This window comes from Streptomyces sp. NPDC058674, assembly GCF_042716505.1.
Classification (GTDB): Bacteria; Actinomycetota; Actinomycetes; order Streptomycetales; family Streptomycetaceae; genus Streptomyces.
This window is the reverse complement of record NZ_JBHXSC010000040.1, coordinates 39,462-59,922: the sequence shown is the minus strand read 5'-3', so window position 1 is coordinate 59,922 and position 20,461 is coordinate 39,462. Positions and strand designations below refer to the sequence as shown.

Below are 20,461 nucleotides of genomic sequence, written 5' to 3'. Positions count from 1 at the left end.
CTTTCCGACCGGCGGACCGGCCTCAGCCCCGCATCTGGGCGAAGTAGTCGTACGCCTTGGGCAGCACCTCGGTGAGGTGGCGGGTCTTCTCCCGGATCGCCTCGAACTCGCGCTCCGCGGCGCCCGGATCGGCCAGGGCGAGGGCCGGGGAGGGCTTCATCTCGATGCCGCCCATGCCGAGGAGGATGCACATGTAGGAGTACGGCGGCAGGCCGTGGTAGTAGGGGAAGACGGTCTCGGAGTCCGGGAGCTGCGTCTTCCACTTCTCGATGCGCGCCGCCAGGGCCTCCGGGACCGCGCGGGTCTTCGCGTCGCGCCAGTACTGCGTGTCGTTGCGCTTGGCCGCGACGTAGTGGAGCACGAGGAACTCGCGCACCCCGTCCATGACGTGCGCGATGGAGTCGTTGTAGAGCTCGCGCTGGACCGGGTTCCAGTCGTCGCCGGGGAAGTTCTTGGCGAGCTGCTCGATCGCGTGGTGGATGAAGAAGATGCCGGTGGACTCCAGGGGCTCCACGAAGCCGCTGGACAGGCCGATCCCCACGCAGTTCTTGACCCAGGAGTTCTCGCTGCGCCCGATCCGCATGTTGATGTGGTTGGCGGGGACGTCCGCGGCGGCCGGGCCGACGAACTCGCGCAGCGTGCGCTCGGCCTCCTCCGGGGAGATGTAGTCCTTGGCGTAGACGTAGCCGGTGCCGACCCGGCCCATCAGCGGGATCGTCCAGATCCAGCCCGCGTCCTGGGCGGTGGCGGTGGTGCAGGGCAGGATGCCGCGGCGCTCCATGTCCATCGGGACCTGGAGGGCGACGGCGCTGTCGTTGGGCAGCGAGTCCTTGAACGAGATGAACGGCGTCTCGAGGGCCTGGTTGAGGAGCAGGCCGCGGAAGCCGGTGCAGTCGATGTAGAGGTCGCCGGTGATGTCGCCGTGGTCGGTGGTGGCGACGCCCGATATCCAGCCCCGCTCGTCGAGCTTGACCTGCTCGACGTGGTCGACGACGTGCTTCACGCCGCGCTCGACCGAGTACGCCGTGAGGTACTTGGCCAGCAGCGACGCCTCGAACTGGTAGGCGTACGGGAACTGCGTCTTGCCCTGGTGCTCGACCATGGTCAGGCCGGCCATCTCGTCCGCGCCCTCGACGAACGGCGAGTCGATGAGCGTCCCGTCCTCCTGGCGGGGGCTGAGGCCGGCGTCGATGACCGAGGCCATGACGAAGCAGTCCTTGTCGAAGCGGTCCGTCGGGCCGTTGTGGAGCCACCAGTCGGTGAGCGGGAACCCGTTGACCGAGCGCATCTGCTCGAACGGGTGGTAGAAGTAGTGGCCCTTCTCCCGCCAGTTCTCGAACTTGACGGCCAGTTTGTACGTGGCGTTGCAGGCGGGCATCCAGTCCTTCTCCTTGAGCCCGAGGAACTCGAAGAAGTGGCGGATGTCGCTGAACGTCGCCTCGCCCACGCCGACCGCGCCGACGTGGCCGGACTCGACCAGCGTGATGTCGACGCGGTCGCCGAACGCGGCCTTGAAGTACGAGGCCGTCATCCAGCCCGCGGTGCCGCCGCCCACAATGACGATCTTGTTGAGCATCCTGTTGACTCCCCTGTAGCTGACTGATCGCGGATGACCCGGAGCCTAGGAACGGGGAACGCGCGGACACAGGCCTTTAAGCGGTCGGCTAATGTCCCAGGCGGGGAGAGAATTCCGGACACTTTTATCGACGTCAGCGCAGTGTCAGGGGAGAGGGGCAGTATGCCGTCGGCGTGCCCCTGCGGCAAGACCGCCGGCCCGGCCATACCACGTGGCCGATTTCCGGCTGCCCGGATGGTATTTCCCCCGATCGGTCGACCCGGGACAGCATGAGGGCCTGCCGACATCAACGGGGGTTGCAGAAATGGAAATCAACATACTGGGTTCCGTATCCCTTTCCCTGGGAGACCGCACCTACGCCATGGCCTCGAAGCGGGTCACCTCGCTCCTGACGTTCCTGGCGCTCTCGCCGCGCACCACGGTGGCGTCCGACCAGATCGAGGACGAGCTCTGGGCCGACCAGCGGATGACGAACGCGCGCAACGCCCTGCAGGCCAACGTGCTGCGGCTGCGCAAGTACCTGGAGTCCCTCACCGGGGTGAAGGGGACCGAGCTGATCCGCACCGTCGGCAGCGGCTACCTGCTGGACCTGGCACCCGAACGCGTCGACGCGCACCGCTTCCTGCGCCGCGCCGAGGCCGGCGCCGCCCTGGTGCACGAGGACCCGGCGCGCGCCATCGCCGAGCTGGAGCAGGCGCTCGCGCTGTGGCGCGGGCCGGCCCTGATGGACTCGGTGGACGGCATCCGCATCCGGCTGGCCGCCTCCCACCTGGAGGAGCGCCGCATCACCGCCTACGAGGACCTGATCACGGCCATGCTCACCGTCGCGGCGCACCGCATCTCCGTGCCGGAGCTGCGGCAGCTGGCCGTCGAGCACCCGGAGCGGGAGCGGCTGAGCGAACTGCTGATGCTGGCCCTGTACCGGGAGGGCCGGCAGGCCGAGGCGCTGGACGTGTTCCACGGCGCCCGGCGCCGGCTCGCCGGCGACCTGGGCCTGGAGCCCGGCCGGGCCCTGAACCGGGCGTACCAGGCGATCCTCGAACAGGACGACGTGCTCGGGGAACCGCGCCAGGCGCTCGTCTACGCCGGCCGGCGGGGCTGAGCCGCCGGCCGGCGCCCTGTCGCACCGCTGACCCGCCGCTGTCGTCCCGCTGACGTCCCGCAGGCGCCCCTTGCCCGCAAGCGGAACGCCGATACCGTGAAAGCACGGGTTCCGTCCGCATCCTCCGCGCCGCCCCGAACGCCGCTCCCGGATATCGGGGGGCCGGCCTTCGGGGCGACGCGGACCAGCGGGCGGAATTCCCTTTTCCGGGAACCGCCGACGGGGGCAGGACATGGAACTCGAATTGCGGCACGCCCGCATTGTCGTCACGATCAGCACCACCGGCAGCATTTCCGCCGGAGCCCAGGAACTGGGCCTTCCGCAGCCGAGCCTCACCGCCCAACTGCGCCGTATCGAGCGGGCGGTCGGCGGCAACCTCTTCGTCCGCTCCCGGTCCGGGGTGACCCCGACCGAGCTGGGCGCCCGCCTCGTACCGCGCCTGGCCGACCTGGTCCGGCGCGCGGACGAGGTGATGGCCGTGGCCCAGGCGGCCTCCGGCGGCCCGCTGCGCCTGGGGAGCAGCGAGTGGACGCCGCCGACGCTGCGCGCCGCCCTCCAGGCCGCGCTGGCGGACACCACCGTGCAGACCCGGACGCTGACGCCCGCCGCCGCGCTGGAGGCCGTACGGCGCGGTGCGCTGGCCGCGGCCCTGGTGCCCCGGCTCCCGGGGCCGGACGGCGCCGCGGACGGCGACGGGGGCGACGACGCGGAGGGCGACCCCGCGCTGGGCCGGGTGCTGATCGTGCGGGAGCCGGTGTGGCTCGCCGTCCCGCACGGCCATCCGCTCACCGCACACGGGCCGGCCGCCGCGGACGGGCTCGCGGAGCTCGCCGACCGCGCCGGCCTGGCCTGGGTGCGCTCCTCCCCCGACCACTGGTTCCACGCCGTCGAGCGGCGGGTCCTCGGCGGCTCCGCCCCGGGCCGCGTCCTGCACCACGTCAACAGCCACCAGGAGGCCATGCACTGGGTGCGCGACATGGGGGTGGCGGCGCTGACCGTCCCCTCCGGCGCCCTGCCGGGCGTGGCCCTGGTGCCGGTCACCGGGGGCGAGCGGGTCGAGCTGGTGCTCCGGTGGCGCAGCAGCGCGGTCTCCCGCGACACCGTGCGGACCCTCGTCGACACCCTGCGCGCGTACTACTGCGACTACGCCCGCTCCCGGCCGGGCTACTGGGCCTGGATGCAGCGCCACCCGGGCGACTTCCGCGAGCTCCGCCGGCACCTGCCGCAGCCGGTCGGCGCCTGACGGGCCCCGGGGCGGCTTCAGCAGGGAGTCAGCGACGGCTCAGCGGGGTCTCAGCCGGGTCTCAGCGGCGGGTCAGAACGCCGTCAGGGCGGCGTCAGGACGGTCCGCCAGCATCGGCGGCATGACAACCGCAGCGAACCACCTCGACCTCGAAGCCCGCGACCGGATCAAGGAGATCATCTGCGACATCCTGGAGATCGAGCCCGAGGAGATGACCGACACCAGCCGCTTCAAGGAGGACCACGAGGCGGACTCCATGGGCGCCATCGAGATCCTCTCCCAGCTGGAGCGGGTCTTCGGAACCGACATCGACCAGGCCGAGCTCTCCCGGATGGTCAACCTCAGCGCCGTCGTGACGGTCGTCGAGGAATCCATGGCCGCCCAGTCCGACCCGGCCAACTAGGCCACCGCGCAGACGACGACGGGAGCGCAGGGTGTACGACGACGAGCGGGCGCCGCGCCGGGTGGTGATCACCGGCCTCGGCACGGTCACCAGCATCGGCCTCGGGGTCACGGCCTTCCTGGACGGACTCCGGTCCGGCCGCAGCGGGGTCAAGCCGATCACGGCCTTCGACACGACGGGCTTCGCCCACGCCAACGGGTGCGAAGTGGACGACTTCGACCCCGCCGATTGGATCCACCGGACCGAACCGGCGGAACTGGGCCGGGCCACCCAGTTCTCGATCGCCGCCGCACGGATGGCCGTCGAGGACGCCGGCCTGACCCCGGAGGACCTCCGGGAGCGCAAGGTCCTGGTGTCGGTCGGCACCACCGACGCCGAGTCGCGCGACCTCGACCTGCTCGTCGGACAGCAGCTGGAGCACGGGCCGCGGGGGCTGGACCACCGTGTGGTGCGCCGGGCCCAGGCCGGCCGGCTCTCCAGCGGCATCGTCCGCGAGCTGGGCCTCGTCGACGTGGAGGCGCTCACCATCCCGACGGCCTGCGCGGCCGGCAACTACGCCATCGGCAGCGGCTTCGACGCCATCCGCGACGGCGACGTCGAAGCCGCGCTGTGCGGCGGCGCCGACGCCGTCTGCCGCAAGACCTTCACCGGCTTCTACCGGCTCGGCACCATCGCCCCGGAGGTCTGCCAGCCGTTCGACAAGGACCGCAAGGGCATCCTCACCGGCGAGGGCGCCGGGATCCTCATGATGGAGAGCCTGGACTCCGCCCTGGCGCGCGGCGCCCGGATCTACGCCGAGGTGCTCGGCTACGGACTCAGCTGCGACGCCCACCACCCCGTCGCACCCGACCAGGACGGCCTGGCCCGGTGCATCGAGGTCGCCCACCGCAACGCCGGGGTGAAGGCCGAGGACATCGACTTCATCTCCGCGCACGGCACCGGGACCCACGCCAACGACGTGACGGAGGCCGGCGCGATCCGCCAGGTCTTCGCCGCCCCGCCGCCCACCATCTCCATCAAGTCCATGATCGGCCACTCGATGGGCGCGGCGAGCGCCCTCGCCTCGGCGGCCTGTGCGCTGGCCATCACCGAGGACTTCATCCCGCCCACCATCAACCACCGCGAGACCGACCCGGAGTGCGGGCTGGACTGCGTGCCCAACGAGGCCCGGCCCGCCCGGCTGAACGTCGTGCAGAACAACGCCCTGGCCTTCGCGGGCAACAACGCCGTGCTGATCCTCGGCCGGTACGAGGAGGCCGTCTGATGTCCCCGACCCCCCTGGTCATCTCCGGCTGGTCGGCGGTCTCACCGTTCGGAGTCGGCAGCGACGCCTTCCGCAGCGGGATGTCCGCCGGCCGCACCTCGGTCCGGACCGTCGACCCCGAGGCCTTCCCCGGCCCGTTCTCCGAGGGCGCGGTCGTCCCCGACTTCACCGCCGCCAAGTACGTAGGGAAGAAGGGGACCCGGACCATGGACCGGGTCACCGCCATCGCGGTCACCGCGGTCGGCGGCCTCATCGAGGGCTTCAAGGAGGACCTGGCCGCCCGCCCCGAGCAGACGGCCCTGGTCCTCGGCACCGGCTCCGGCAGCGTGCAGAGCATCATGGACTTCACCCGCGACGCGCTGGCCGGCGAGCGGCCCTACCACGTGGACCCGGCCCGCTTCCCGAACACCGTCATGAACCGCGCCGCCGGTCAGAGCGCCATCTGGCACGGCATCAAGGGCCCCAACACCACCGTCGCGGGCGGCTCCCTGACCGGCCTGCTCGCCCTCGGGTACGCCCTGCGGCTGCACCGCGGCGGCCACTGCTCCCGCGTCCTGGTGGGAGCCGCCGAGGAGTACTCCACGCAGCGGTCCTGGCTGGAGTGGCACGGGCGCGTCGACACCGAGCGGGACACCCCGCTCGGCGAGGGCAGCGCCGTCTTCCTCCTGGAGACCGCCGACGACGCCGCGGCCGCCGGGCGCGGTGCGCTCGCCCGGGTCGGCGCCACCGGCTTCCGCGCCTTCCACGAGCCGGACGGGGCCCGCGAGGCACTCGCCACCTGCGTGCGCGGCGCCCTGGAGAAGGCCGGGGTCGCCGCGTCCGACGTACGGCTGGTGGCGCCGCTGGGCGCCGGCGGCCCGCTCGTCGCACAGGAGGAGGCCGCCGTCGCCGACGTGCTCGGCGCGGACGCCGACCCGCACTGGGTGCGGATACGGCCGCTCGTCGGCGACACCTCCGCGGCGTCCGCCGCGCTCCAGCTGGCCGCGGTGCTCGCCGCGGCCGGCGAGCAGGGCCTGGCGCCCGGCGAGGCCGCGCTGGTCACCGGCGTCGAACGGGACGGCCTGGTCGGCTGCGCGGTCCTCACCGGCGGCTGACCCCCCGCACTCCGGCGGCCGGCCGGGAGAACCGACCCCCGACCCGGCCGGCCGCCGGTTCCGCCCGCACCCGCCCCGGCACCGGGCCACGCCACCACCGAGGAGAAGCAAGCACATGTCCGCAACTGAACGCCGCGTCGCGCTGGTGACCGGGGGCTCCCGGGGCATCGGCCGGCACGTCGTGACCCGCCTCGCGCGGGACGGCCACGACGTCGCCTTCTGCTACCAGTCCGACAAGGAGGCCGCCGACGCGGTGGCCGCCGAAGCCGCGGCGGCCGGCGCGCGCGTCCACACCGCGCGCACCGACGTCCGCGACCACGACGCCGTACGGGACTTCGTCCGCGGCGCCGAGAAGGAGCTCGGGCCGCTGCACACGGTCGTCTCCTGCGCGGGCATCGTCCGCGACAACCCGCTCGTGATGCTCTCCCCCGACGACTGGGACGCGGTGCTGCGCGTCAACCTGGACGGCACCTACAACCTCTGCAAGGCCGCCGTCTTCGCCATGATGAAGCGCCGCGCCGGCTCCGTGATCACCCTGTCCTCGGTGGCGGGCGTCTACGGCAACGCCACCCAGACCAACTACTCCGCGACCAAGGCGGGGATCATCGGCTTCACCAAGGCCCTGGCCAAGGAGAGCGGCCGGTACGGCATCCGCGCCAACGCCGTGGCCCCCGGCTTCATCGAGACCGACATGCTCGCCGGGCTGTCCGCGGACCACGTGAAGAAGATGACCGAGCGGGTCCCGCTCGGCCGGTTCGGCCGCCCCGAGGAGGTCGCCGACCTGGTCTCCTTCCTCGCCTCCGACCGCGCCTCCTACATCACCGGGCAGGTCTTCGGGATCGACGGCGGCCTCGTCGTCTGACGCGCCCCGGGCCGCCGCGCGACCGGCCCGCCCGCCCGCCCCCACCCCACGCAGCCAGGCCGACCGAAGGGTTCACCGTGCCCAAGAACAAGACGCCACGCTTCTACTTCTCGCTGCGCAGCCCGTACTCCTGGCTGGCCTACCGCGAGATCATGGCCTTCCACCCCGACCTCGCCGAGCGCCTGGAGTGGGTGCCCTTCTTCGAGCCGGACGCGCTGAGCGCCCGGCTGCTGGCCGAACAGGGCGGCCGCTTCCCGTACTCGGAGATGTCCCGCGAGAAGAACCGGTACGTGCTCCAGGACGTGGGCCGGCTCACCAAGGCCCGGGGCCTCACCGTGACCTGGCCCGTGGACCGCGACCCGGTGTGGGAGGTCCCGCACCTGGCGTACCTGGTCGCGGAGCGGCACGGCCGCGGCCACGCCTTCATCGACGCCGTGTACCGCGCGCGGTTCGGCCGCGGCCGGGACATCTGCGACCCGGCCACCATCGAGGACATCGCCTTCGAGATCGGGCTCGACCCGCGCGCGCTGGCCCGCGCCAGCGACGTGCCGGAGGTCCGCGCCGAGGGCATCAGGATTCTGCTCGACGTCTGCCGGGACGGGGTGTTCGGGGTGCCCTTCTTCGTCCACGGCTTCAGCCGCTTCTGGGGCATCGACCGGCTCGACGCGTTCGTCGCCCACCTGCGCGACCAGGAGGTCCCGGCCGGGTTCGTGCCGGAGCCGCTGGCGGCGGTGGGGATGGGCAGGGCCACCGACGACGCCCACGCGGGCGGCTGCGGCTAGTGCTGTGACCGGACCGCCCCGTCCGGGTCGTGTCCGCAGGGCCGGACCCGGCCCCCGCCGCCCGTCAGGGCGGCATCAGTTCGCGCTCAGGCCGCCGTCAGCGCCCGCGGCCAGGATCGTGCCCGTGACAGGGCCGACATCGCACACCTTCGCTAGGGGATAGCCATGACGCATGTTCAGACGGTCGGCGGCCTTCCGCTCACCGCCGGCCAGAAGGACATCTGGTTCGACGCGAAACTCTCTGGCGGGGGAGCCACCTACAACACCGCCATCTACTGGGACATCAGGGGCCCGCTGGACCACGGCCTCTTCCGCGCCGCGCTGGAGCGGCTGGTCGAGGAAGCCGAGTGCCTGCGCACCAGATTCACCGAAGTGGACGGCGAGCCGCGCCAGTTCGTCGAGCCGGCGCCGGCCCTGCCGCTGACCGTCACCGATGTCGCCGGCGCCGCCGATCCGGCCGCGGCCGCGCACGAGGCGATCCGCGCCGACCTGCGGGTGCCGTTCGCCCTGACCGCGGAGGACCGCCGGGAGGGGGCGGGCGGGGCCGTGGACGCCGCGGACGGCGGGGCGTACGAGCCGCTGTTCCGCCTCAGCGTGTTCACGCTCGGCCCCGACCGCACCTTCTTCTGCCTGCTCAACCACCACCTGGTCTCCGACGGCTTCAGCTACGTCATCTACTGGGAGCGGCTCGGGGCGATCTACGAGGCGCTGGCCGCCGGCGCCGACCTCGACGAGGGCCGCTTCCCGGCCCTGACGACGCTGCTCGACGCCGAGGACGCCTACACCGGCTCGGCCCGCGCCGAGCGGGACCGGGCCTACTGGGAGGAACGTTTCACCGACCGGCCCGAGCTGATCAGCCTCTCCACCGGCGACGCCGAGCCCGCGCAGACCTTCCTCCAGGAGCAGGGCGTCCTGCCCGACGCCGTCGCCGAGCGGCTGCGCGCCGTGGCCTGGGAGTCCCGCGTCACCTGGCAGACCGTGCTGGTCGCCGCGCTCGGCGCGTACACCGGCCGGATGGCCGGCACCGGGGACGTCCTGCTGTCCCTCCCCGTCACCGCCCGGGTCGGCGGCGACACCCAGAAGGTGCCCGGCATGGTGGTCAACTACCTGCCGCTGCGGCTCGCCGTGGACCGCGCCACCACCCGCACCGACCTGCTCGCCGGCGCCTACCGGTCCTTCTCGCAGGCCCTGCGCCACCAGCGCCACCGCGTCAGCCGGATCCGCCGCGCGATGGGCCTGTCCAGCGACGACCGCCGCCCCTTCGGCCCGTTCCTCAACATGATGCCGCAGGTGGAGAAGCTGGCCATCGGCCCGTGCGCCGCCACCATCCACAGCCCGTCCACCGGGCTGGTCGACGACCTGGAGTTCACCGTCGCCGACAAGGGCGACGCCGGCATCGGCATCGACCTCAGCGGCAACGAGGCCCGCTACACGCGGTCCGAGGTGCGCGCCCACCTGGAACGCTTCACCTGCTACCTCGACCGGTTCCTCGGCGCCGGCCCCGACGAGCCGCTGGCCGCACTGGAGCTGCTCTCCCCCGGGGAGGCCGGCGAGCTGGTGGCCGCGCTCACCGGCCCCGTCCGCCCCACCCCGTACCTGGGCGTCGTCGAGCGGATCCGCGAGCACGCCGCGCGGACGCCCGACGCACCGGCCGTCACCGACGACACCGGCACCCTCACCTACGCCCGGCTCGCCGGCCGCGCGGGTGCGCTCTCCCGCCACCTGTCCGGCACCGGCCCGGTCGCCCTCCTCACCGAACCCGGCCGCGACTTCGTCACCGCCGAGGTGGCCGTCCTCGGCGCCGGACGCGCCTTCGTCCCGCTCGACCCGGGCGCCCCGCTCCCCCGCCTGACCGCGCTGCTGCGCGACAGCGGGGCCGGCTTCGTGCTCACCGACGCCGCGCACCGGGACCTCGCCGAGCAGGCCGCCGCGGCCGCCGGCGACGGCGCCCCGCTGCCCGTGCGCGAGATCGGCACCGAACAGGACGCGCCCGACGCGCTGCCCCCCGTGCTGGGCGGGCCGCAGGACCTCGCGTACGTCATCTACACCTCCGGGTCCACCGGCAAGCCCAAGGGCGCCATGGTGCAGCGCGGCGGCATGGTCAACCACCTGCTCGCCAAGATCGAGGAGCTGTCCCTGGACAGCTCCGACGCGCTCGTCCACAACGCCCCGGTGACCTTCGACGTCACCGTCTGGCAGACCCTGACCACCCTGCTCGTCGGCGGCCGGGTCCGCGCCTTCGGCCGCGCCGAGGCCTCCGACCCCGACGCGCTGTTCACCACGATCGGCGCCGAGGGACTGACCGTGCTGGAGGTCGTCCCCTCCCTGCTGCGCGCCACCCTCGACGTGTGGGACGCGGCCGGCTCCGCCCCCGAACTCCCCGCCCTGCGCTGGATGATCTCCAACGGCGAGGCGCTCCCGACCGAGCTCTGCACCCGCTGGTTCGCCCGCTACCCGGGCATAGCCCTGGCCAACCTCTACGGCCCGACCGAGTGCTCGGACGACGTCACCCACGCCTATGCCCTGACCCGGGACGACCTCGACGCGACGGCCGCGCCGATCGTCCCCATCGGCCGGCCGCTGCGCAACACCCGCCTGCACGTCCTCGGCGACGACCTGCTGCCCGTCCCGCGCGGCGTGCGCGGCGAGCTGTACATCGCCGGCGCGGGCGTGGGGCGCGGCTACCTCGGCGACACCCGCCGCACGGCCGTCACCTTCCTGCCCGACCCCTTCGCCGGCGACGGCTCCCGGATGTACCGCACCGGCGACCTCGTCGAGCTGCGTCCCGACGGCCAACTCGCCTTCGTCGGACGCCGCGACCACCAGGTCAAGATCCGCGGCCAGCGCATCGAGCTCGGCGAGGTCGAGTCGGCGCTGCGCGCGCTCCCCGGCGTCGCCGACGCCGTCGCCGCCGCCGTCGCCGACCCGGCCGGGCACAAGCGGCTGGTCGGCTACCTGGAACCGGAGGCCGGCGCCCGCCTCGACACCCCCGCGCTGCGCACCCTGCTCGCCGGCCGGCTGCCCGAGGCCCTCGTCCCCACCGCGCTCCTCACCCTGGACGCGCTGCCGCTGACCGCCCACGGCAAGGTCGACCGCAAGGCGCTGCCCGTCCCCGACCCGGCCCGCGCCGCCACCGCGGTCCGGGCTCCCCGGACCCCCGCGGAGGGCATCGTCTGCGCGGTCCTGGCCGAGGTGCTGGGCCTGCCCGAAGTCGGCCTCGACGACAGCTTCTTCGCCCTCGGCGGCGACAGCATCAGCTCCATCCAGGTCGTCAGCCGGGCCCGCCGGGCCGGACTGGTGGTCACCGCGCGCGACGTCTTCAAGCACCGCACCCCCGCCGCCATCGCCGCCGCCTCCCGGCCCGTCGAGACCGCCGCGGCGCCCGTCGCGGACGACGGCACCGGCGAGATCGAACCGACGCCCATCTCCGACCGGCTGCGCGAGCAGCTGTCCGACCTCCCCGACGCCACCCGCGAGTTCGCCCAGTACGTGGCCGTCAACGCCCCCGCCGGACTGACCGACGCCGTCCTGGAACCCGCCCTCCAGGCCGTCTTGGACCGGCACGACGTACTGCGCCTGAAGCTCACCTCCCCGGTACCCGGCCTCTGGGCGCAGGAGGTCCTGCCGGCCGGCTCGGTCCGCGCCGCCGACGTCGTCACCCGGGTCACCGTGCCCGCCGGAGCCGACCGCGCCGCCGTGCTCGCCGAGCAGACCGCCGCCGCCCGGGCCCGGCTGCGCCCCGAGGCCGGCCTCGTCGTCCAGGCCGTCCTGCTGGAGGAGGCCCCCGGCGCGGGCGGCCGCCTGCTGCTGGTCGTCCACCACCTCGCGGTGGACGGGGTGTCCTGGCGCATCCTGCTGCCCGACCTGGAGGCCGCCTGGCAGGCCGTCACCGCGTGCCGCGCCCCCCGCCTCGACCCCGTCCCGACCTCCTTCCGGACCTGGGCCAAGGCCCTGTCCGCGGAGGCCCGCACCTCCCGCCGGATCTCCGAACTCCCCCTGTGGAGCGCCCAGTCCACCGGCGCGGCGGAGGTCCTCGCCGACCGTCCGCTGGACCCGGCCGCCGACACCTGGGCCGCCGCGGGACGGCTGCGCCTGGAGCTGCCCGCGGCGCTCACCGCCGACATCCTCACCCGGGTGCCCGCCGCCCTGCACGCCGAGATCAACGAGGTGCTGCTCACCGGCCTCGCGCTCGCCGTCACCGGCCGCACCGGAGCCACGGGCACCCGTACCGTCGTCGAGCTGGAGGGCCACGGCCGGGAGCAGGTCGGCGACGGCCTCGACGTCTCCCGTACGGTCGGCTGGTTCACCAGCGCCTTCCCCGTCGGTCTGGACGTCGGCGCACTGGACCGGGCCGAGGTCCGGGCCGGCGGCCCGGCCGCCGGCACCGCCCTCAAGCGGGTCAAGGCGGCCCTGCGCGCCCTGCCGGACCACGGCATCGGCTACGGCCTGCTGCGCCACGTCAACCCGCAGACCACGCCCGTGCTCGCCCGGGCCGCCGTGCCCCAGATCGGCTTCAACTACCTGGGCCGCTTCGCCGCGGGCGACGGAGCCTGGGCCGTCGAGGCCGGCGGCGCCGGCCTCACCGCCTCCCCCGCGACCCCGCTGCGCCAGCCCCTGGACCTGGTCGCGCTGACCGAGGACCGCCCCGAGGGACCGGTCCTGGTCGCCGAGTGGACCTGGCCGTCCGGCGCCCTCGACGAGAGCGCCGTACGGGAGATCGCCGAGGAGTGGTTCGCCGCGCTGGGCTCCCTCGCGGCCCACGCCGGACGGCCCGGCTCCGGCGGCCGGATCGCCGCCGAGTTCCCGCTGGTCGAGGTCGAGCAGCGGGAGGTCGACGCCTGGGAGCGCGAGCTGGACGGGCTCACCGACGTGCTGCCGCTCTCGCCGCTGCAGCGCGGCCTGTTCTTCCAGGCCGAGTTCGACCGCCAGGGCATGGACGCCTACACCCTCCAGGTCGTCATGGACATCGGCGGCCCCCTGGACGCGGCCGCCCTGCGCGCCGCGGCCACCGCACTGCTGGACCGCAACCCGGCGCTGCGCGCCCGGTTCCGGGACCGGGACCACGGCGACCCGGTGCAGCTGATCCCCGCGTCCGTCGCACTGCCGTGGGTGGAGCACGACCTGACCGGCTCCGCCGACCCCGGCGCCGAGGCCGGCCGCCGCACCGAGGAGGAGTGGCTGGACCGCTTCGACGTGACCCGCGGCCCGCTGACCCGCTTCACCGTCTACCGGCTGGGCGCCGCACACCACCGCGTCGTGTGGACCACCCACCACATGCTGGTGGACGGCTGGTCGCTGTCCGCCGTGCTCGCCGAGGAGCTCGTCACCCTGTGGGGCAACGGCGCCGACCTCGGCGCCCTGCGCCCGGTGGCCCCCGGCCGCGCCTACCTGGAGTGGTCCGCCGCCCAGGACAAGCCGGCCGCCCGCGCGGCCTGGCAGCGGGAGCTCGACGGCATCGACGAGGCCACCCGGCTCGGTCCCGCCGACCGGCCGCGGGTCTCCGTCCTGCCCGAGACCTGCACGGTGGAGCTGCCCGAGCGGCTCACCGCCGCGCTCACCCCCTGGGCCCACCGGCGCGGCCTGACGATGAACACCGTCGTCCAGGGCGCCTGGGCCGTCGTCCTCGGCAGCCTCACCGGCCGCGGCGACGTCACCTTCGGCGCGGTCGTCTCCGGACGGCCCGCGGACCTCCCCGGCGTCGAGCAGATGGTCGGCGCGTTCCTGCACACCCTGCCCGTACGGGCCGCCCTGGACCCGGCCGAGCCCTTCGAGGAGATGCTGGCCGCCCTCCAGGACCGCCAGCTCGGCCTGGAGGAGCACCAGCACCTGGGCCTCGCCGAGGTGCAGCAGGGCGTCGGCATCGGCGAGCTCTTCGACACCGTGGTCAGCTTCCACAACTACCCGGCGGGCGCCCTGGACGCGATCGGCTCCTACGTGCCCGGCCTGACGATGCTCGACTGGAAGGCCCGCGTCATCGCCGAGTACCCGCTCGCGGTCGGCGTGTTCCCCACCGGCGGCCAGGGGCTCCGCGTGGAGGCCCAGTACCGGCCCGACGTCTTCGACCGCGCCCGCGCCGAGGTCTTCGTCGACCGCTTCGCCCGCGTCCTGGAGCAGCTCGCCGACGCCCCGGACACCCCGCTCGGCCGGATCGGCACGCTCACCGGCCGCGAACGGGAGCAGGTGCTCGACACCTGGTCAGGCGCCGCCGCGGCCCGCCCGGCCGCCGCCGCGCTCGCCACCGCGACGTTCGAGCGGTGGGCCCGGGTCTCGCCCGCCAAGCCCGCCGTCTCGCTCGGTGCCGACGCGCTCGACTACGCCGAGCTCAACGCCCGCGCCAACCGGCTGGCCAGGCTGCTGGCCGAGCGCGGCGTCGGCCCCGAGCAGCCGGTCGCCGTGATGCTGCCCCGCTCGCCCGGTCTGGTCGTCGCCGCGCTCGCCGCCCTCAAGGCCGGCGCGGTGTTCCTCCCCGTGGACGCCGACTACCCGGCCGACCGGATCGGCTACATGTTCCAGGACGCCCGGCCGCCGGTCCTGCTGACCGACACCGCGACCGCGGCGCGCCCGGCGGGCCTGCCCGACCTGGACGCCCTGGGGACCACCGCGGTCCTGCTGGACGCACCGGAGACGGCCGCACACCTCGCCTCGCTCGACGGGCACGACCTCACCGACGCCGACCGGACGGCCCCGCTGCACCCGGAGAACACGGCCTACATCATCTACACGTCCGGCTCCACCGGCCGCCCCAAGGGCGTCACCGTGGCCCACACCGGGCTGATGTCGATGGTCGCCAGCCTCTCCGACCGGTTCTGGCTCGACCACGACGTACGGGTCCTCCAGTTCGCCTCGTTCAGCTTCGACGCCTCCGTCTTCGGCATCATGCTGGCGCTCCTGAACGGCGGCACCCTGGTCATCGCCGACGAGGAGGCCCGCACCCCGGGCCGGCCGCTCGTCGACCTGATCAACGAGGCCCGCATCAACCTGGTCGCCCTGCCGCCCGTCGTGGTCGGCGGGCTGCCCGCCGACGCCGTCCTCCCCGCGGACCTGCGGCTGGTGGTCACCGGCGAAGCCGTCCCGGCCGGCGTCGTCGAGCGCTGGGGCGGCTCGGTGCGGCTGTTCAACGGCTACGGCCCCACCGAGGCGGTCGTCGGCTGCACCGTCGCCGGCCCGCTGCCCCCGCGCGGCGGGCGCCCCCCGATCGGCAAGCCCACCAACGCCCACCGGGTGTACGTGCTCGACCGGAACCTGCGGCCCGTGGCACCGGGCGTCACCGGCGAGCTGTACGTCGCCGGGGGCCTGGCCCGCGGCTACCTGGACCGGCCGGGACTGACCGCGTCCCGGTTCGTGGCCGACCCGTTCGGCCCGGCCGGCTCCCGGATGTACCGCACCGGCGACCTCGTGGCCTGGCTGCCCGACGGCGACCTCGACTACCTGGACCGCGTCGACGACCAGGTCCAGCTCCGCGGCATCCGCATCGAGCTCGGCGAGATCTCCTCCGCCCTGCTGGCACTGCCCGGCGTCGAACAGGCCGTCGTGGTCATGCGCGAGGACGAGGCGGGCGAGCGGCGCCTGGTCGCGTACGTCGTCGCCGGCTCCGCGGCGGCCCCGGGCGACGGCGCCGTGCTGCGCGAGAGGCTCGCCGCCGAACTCCCCGACTACATGGTCCCCTCGGCCGTGGTCACCCTGGAGGAGCTGCCGCTCACCACCCACGGCAAGCTGGACCGCAAGGCCCTGCCCGACCCGGACCTGGGCGCCGCCTCCCGGGGCCGCGCCCCCCGCACGCCCGTCGAGGGCATCCTGTGCGGGCTGTTCGCGGACGTCCTCGGCCTGGAGCAGGTCTCCATCGACGACGACTTCTTCGAGATCGGCGGGCACTCGCTGCTCGCCACGCGCCTGGTCAGCCGGGTCCGCAGCACCCTCGGCGTCGAACTCCCCATCCGCGCCCTGTTCGAGGCGCGGTCCGTGGTGGCCCTGGCCGGACAGGTCGCCCACGCCGCCCAGGCCCGGCCCGCCCTGGCACCGGCCGCGCCGGGCGCGCAGCGCCCGCTCTCCTTCAGCCAGCAGCGCCAGTGGTTCCTCAACCGGCGCCAGGGCCGCGCGGACGGCTCGTACAACAGCGCCATGGCCTTCCGCTTCACCGGGAAGCTCGACGCGGACGCCCTCCAGGCGGCCCTGGGCGACCTGGCGGCCCGGCACGAGGTGCTGCGGACCGTGATACCCGAGCAGGAGGGGGTGCCCTCGCTGCACGTCCTCGACCCGGAGGCGGGGACGCCCGTCCTCGGGACCGTGTCCGTCTTCACCGACCAGCTCGACACCGCGCTGGCCGCCGAGGCCGACCGGGGCTTCGACCTCACCGGCGAACCCCCGCTGCGGGTCCGGCTCTTCCCGGCCGGCGGGGACGCGTTCGTCCTGCTGATCGTGGTGCACCACATCGCCTTCGACGGCTGGTCGATGGAACCGCTGCTCGACGACCTCGCCGCGGCCTACCGGGCCCGGACCGCCGGGCGGGCCCCCGACTGGGAGCCGCTGCCCGTGCAGTACTCCGACTTCGCCGTCTGGCAGCGCGAGCTGCTCGGCGATCCGGCCGACCCGGACGGCCTGGGCGCACGGCAGCTGGACTTCTGGCGCGACGCGCTGGCCGGGCTGCCGGAGGAACTCCCGCTGGCGACCGACTTCCCCCGCCCCGAGGGCGGCGGGACCGCCGGTGACACGGTGATGTTCGAGCTGGACGCGGAGCTGCACGGCGCGCTCGCGGAGATCGCCCGGACCACCGGCACGACCGAGTTCATCGTCTTCCAGGCGGCGCTCTCGGCCCTGCTGACCCGGTGGGGCGCCGGGACCGACATCCCGCTCGGGGTGTCCGTCGCCGGACGCACCGACGACGCCCTCGCCGGCATCGTCGGGATGTTCCTCAACACCCTGGTGCTGCGCGGCGACACCAGCGGCGACCCCACCTTCCGCGAGCTGCTGGAGCGGCTGCGGGAGACCGACCTCGCCGCCTACTCCCACCAGGACGTGCCGTTCGACCAGGTCGTGGAGGCGATCCGGCCCGCCCGCGCCCTCGGCCGGCACCCGCTGTTCCAGGTCTCGCTCACCGTGCAGCACGACGGGGTTCGGGTACCGGACCTGGTGGGGCTGACCGCGGAGCCCGAGTACGTCGGGTCCGACCAGGCCAAGCTCGACCTGGTGCTGGAGCTGTTCAACTGGCCCGGCCGGGACGGCATGCGCGGCCTGCTGACCTTCAGCACCGCGCTGTTCACCCGGGACACCGCGGAGCGGCTCGTCGCGCAGTTCCAGCAGGTGCTGCGGGCCGCCGCCGCCGACCCCGGGGTGCGCGTGAGCGACCTCGACGCGAACCGCGGACCGGTCGCCTCCCCGCAGGCCGCTCCGGCGGTACCGGCGGTACCGGCCGCCACGCTGGCCGCACGGATCGCCGAGCGGATCGCGGCCGCCCCGCAGGACATCGCGGTCGGCGCCGGCGCCCGCGCCCTGACGTACGGGGCGCTCGACGAGCGCGCCGGACAGCTGGCACACCACCTCGCACGGCAGGGCGCGGGCCCCGGCCGGGTCGTCGTCCTCGCGGTGCCGCGCGCCGCCGACCAGGCGGTCGCCGCGCTCGCGGTGCTCGGCACCGGAGCGGCGTACGTCCCCGCCGGGGCCGAGGAGCCCAGCGAGCGGGTCCGGGAGCTGGTGGAGGCGACCGACGCGGTGGCCGTCCTGACCACCGAGGGCCTGGCCGGGCGGCTGCGCAGCACCGGGGTGCCGGTGGTGGTCCTGGACTCGCCCGAGGTACGGGCCGTCCCGGCGAACCCCGCACCGGCGCTCCTGCCGGACCCGGACCGGACCGCGTACCTGGTGCGCGCGGCCGACGCAGCGGCCGCCGCCACCCCCGTCAGCCACGCCGAAGCGGCCGCCCTGGCCGACCGTCCGGGGGCGGCCGGGCTGTGGCCCGCCCTGCTCTCCGGCAGCGGCGCGCAGGCCCCGGACCGGCCGGGCCGCGACTGGTCCGCCCCGGACCCGTCACCGACCCCGTCGCCGACCCCGGCGGCGGCCCGGGGGCCCGTACCGGCGGCCCCGGAGCCCGCGGCGGACGGCCGCGCCGCCGACCCCGTCACGGACCGGCTCCTGGGGATCGTCCACGACGTGCTCGGCAGTGGCGCGGTCACCGCCGCGGAGAACTTCTTCGACGCCGGGATGGACAGCATGAAGTCCCTGCGGCTGGTCAGCCTCGCCCGCAAGGCCGGGCTGGGTCTGAGCATCGCGGACGTCTTCGTCCACCAGAGCGTCGCCGCGCTGGCCGCGAGCCTGCGCCCGGAACCGGAACCGGAGCCCTCGCCGGCCCCGGAGCCCGCCGCCGGCGCACCGGCGCCCGAGTCGATGCGCAGCAGCGCCCGCGGCATGGCCGAGGCCATCGCGGAGGCCGACGGGATCGACCACGTCGACCACTTCACCCCCCTGCTGACCATCCAGCCCGACGGGGACCGCCCCCCGCTGTTCTGCGTGCACAGCGGCGTGGGACTGTCCCTGTCCTACCTGACCCTGGTGCCGTACCTCCACCCCGACCAGCCCGTCTACGCCCTCCAGTCGCCCACCGTGGTGGACGGCGCCCCGCTCCCGGAGAGCATGGAGGAGAACGCCGCGACGTACGTCCGCCTGATCAAGGAGGTCCGGCCGCAGGGCCCGTACCACCTGCTGGGCTGGTCGTTCGGCGGACTGCTCGCCTACGAGATGGCCGTCCAGCTCCGGGCCGCCGGCGACGAGGTCGGCGTCCTGACCGTCATGGACTCCTTCCCCCGCACCGACGCGGTCGACGAGCGGGACGACCAGGTCCGCCTCGGCTGGCTGCTGGAGGGCATCGGCCACCACCCCGACGAGTTCGCCGGCCGCCGCCTCGTACCGGACGACCTGTACGAGACCCTGCGCCGGGACGGCAGCCCGCTGGCCCGGATGGGCCGGGAGCGCCTGGCCCGCGTGGTGGACCTGATGGGCCGCCACCAGACCCTCAACACCCGCTACGAACCGGGGGAGTACGGCGGAGCGGTCGAACTCTTCCTGGCCGAGCGGTCGCCCTGGGGCGAGGTGACCGACAAGGACGTCCTGTGGAAGGAGTTCATGACCGGCTCCGTGCGGGTCCACCGCATCGACTGCGCGCACGACGACATGCTCGACCCGCAGCCGCTGACCGCCATCGGCCCGGCCCTGCGGACCGCCCTCGACACCTGGAAGGCCGGTAGCCGGTCATGACGACGACCCTGCCGCGCCCCGCGGCCGACCCGGACAAGCCCGCCGTGACCGCCGCGGCCGGGACGTCGCAGCACGCGGCGTCCCGGCCGGCGGGCCTGCGGACCCTGCTCACCGAGACCGGTGCCATCATCGGCCGCCGACTGCGCCGGATGCGGCGCGCCCCCGGCCGCTCGATCGGCATCGTCCTCAACCCGATGCTCTCGCTGATCATGCTCGGCTACCTGTTCCGCGACTCGATCCACCTGCCCCAGGGCGGGGACTACGTCGAGTACGTCTTCGCCGGCGGAGCCGTCCAGGTCGGACTGGCCTGCGTCGGACCCACCGCCGTCTCGCTCGCCCTGGACCTCCAGGGCGGGCTGGTCGACCGGTTCCGCTCCCTGCCCATCAGCCGGGCCTCGATACCGCTCGGGCACACCGCCGCGGACTGGCTCGTGGGGATGGGCGGGCTCGGCACCACCGTCGTGATCGGACTCGCGCTGGGCTGGCGCTCGCACACCGGGATCGTGCCCACCCTCGCGGGCTTCGCCCTGATCGCGGTCTTCATCTACGCGATGCTGTGGCTCGGCGTGCTGCTGGCGCTGACCCTGCGCAGCGTCGAGACGATCAGCGTGGTGGCGCCGTTCATCGTGGTCGTCCTGCCCTTCCTGTCCAGCGCGTTCCTCTCCCCGCAGACCATGCCCGCCGCCCTGCGGCCGCTCGCCGAGTGGAATCCGGTCACCGCCGTCATCGCGTCCTGCCGCGACCTGTGGGGCAACCCGGACACCCCCAGCACCGGCTTCGCGGGCACCCATCCGCTCCTGGTCGTCACGGTCACCCTGACGGTGACCTTCGTGACCTGCACCGTCGTGAGCCTGCGCCGCTTCCGTACGACGTCCAGCTGAAGACCCGAGGACC

General features: G+C 74.4%; 10 protein-coding genes. 9 read left to right on the top strand and 1 reads right to left on the bottom strand.

All coding sequences use genetic code 11. The features are described 5' to 3' along the window. Positions 1-22 precede the first annotated feature (22 nt). Complete coding sequence (locus ACFWU6_RS21040) at positions 23-1,576, bottom strand: tryptophan halogenase family protein (protein WP_383803008.1); 1,554 nt, start codon at positions 1,574-1,576, stop codon at positions 23-25. A gap of 304 nt (positions 1,577-1,880) precedes the next feature. On the opposite strand from ACFWU6_RS21040, the gene ACFWU6_RS21035 reads away from it, so the two are divergent. The 9 genes from ACFWU6_RS21035 to ACFWU6_RS20995 all read left to right on the top strand — a co-directional run bounded on the left by ACFWU6_RS21035 (position 1,881) and on the right by ACFWU6_RS20995 (position 20,448). Then, entirely contained in the window at positions 1,881-2,678 is a 798-nt protein-coding gene (locus ACFWU6_RS21035) for a BTAD domain-containing putative transcriptional regulator (protein WP_383982401.1), read from the top strand. A 232-nt stretch (positions 2,679-2,910) separates the two neighbouring features. After that, a complete protein-coding gene (locus ACFWU6_RS21030; protein WP_383803012.1) occupies positions 2,911-3,921 on the top strand; it encodes a LysR family transcriptional regulator in 1,011 nt (336 codons plus the stop codon). 121 nt (positions 3,922-4,042) lie between these two features. Further along, entirely contained in the window at positions 4,043-4,324 is a 282-nt protein-coding gene (locus ACFWU6_RS21025) for an acyl carrier protein (protein ID WP_383803014.1), read from the top strand. Between the two features lie 31 nt (positions 4,325-4,355). Further along, entirely contained in the window at positions 4,356-5,588 is a 1,233-nt protein-coding gene (locus ACFWU6_RS21020) for a beta-ketoacyl-[acyl-carrier-protein] synthase family protein (RefSeq protein WP_383803016.1), read from the top strand. Then, entirely contained in the window at positions 5,588-6,682 is a 1,095-nt protein-coding gene (locus ACFWU6_RS21015) for a beta-ketoacyl synthase N-terminal-like domain-containing protein (protein WP_383803018.1), read from the top strand. Before ACFWU6_RS21020 ends, ACFWU6_RS21015 begins: the two co-directional genes overlap by 1 nt. A 115-nt stretch (positions 6,683-6,797) precedes the next feature. After that, positions 6,798-7,544: a 3-oxoacyl-[acyl-carrier-protein] reductase gene (gene fabG / locus ACFWU6_RS21010; RefSeq protein ID WP_383803020.1), complete on the top strand. Its 747-nt coding sequence runs from the start codon at positions 6,798-6,800 to the stop codon at positions 7,542-7,544. A gap of 77 nt (positions 7,545-7,621) precedes the next feature. Then, a complete protein-coding gene (locus ACFWU6_RS21005; protein WP_383982399.1) occupies positions 7,622-8,326 on the top strand; it encodes a 2-hydroxychromene-2-carboxylate isomerase in 705 nt (234 codons plus the stop codon). Between the two features lie 165 nt (positions 8,327-8,491). After that, on the top strand, positions 8,492-19,567 hold the full coding sequence (locus ACFWU6_RS21000; RefSeq protein ID WP_383982397.1) for an amino acid adenylation domain-containing protein: 11,076 nt from the start codon (positions 8,492-8,494) through the stop codon (positions 19,565-19,567). Beyond that, positions 19,564-20,448 (top strand): ABC transporter permease, encoded by an 885-nt coding sequence (locus ACFWU6_RS20995; RefSeq protein WP_383803026.1) that lies wholly within the window; start codon positions 19,564-19,566, stop codon positions 20,446-20,448. Before ACFWU6_RS21000 ends, ACFWU6_RS20995 begins: the two co-directional genes overlap by 4 nt. Positions 20,449-20,461: the final 13 nt, after the last annotated feature.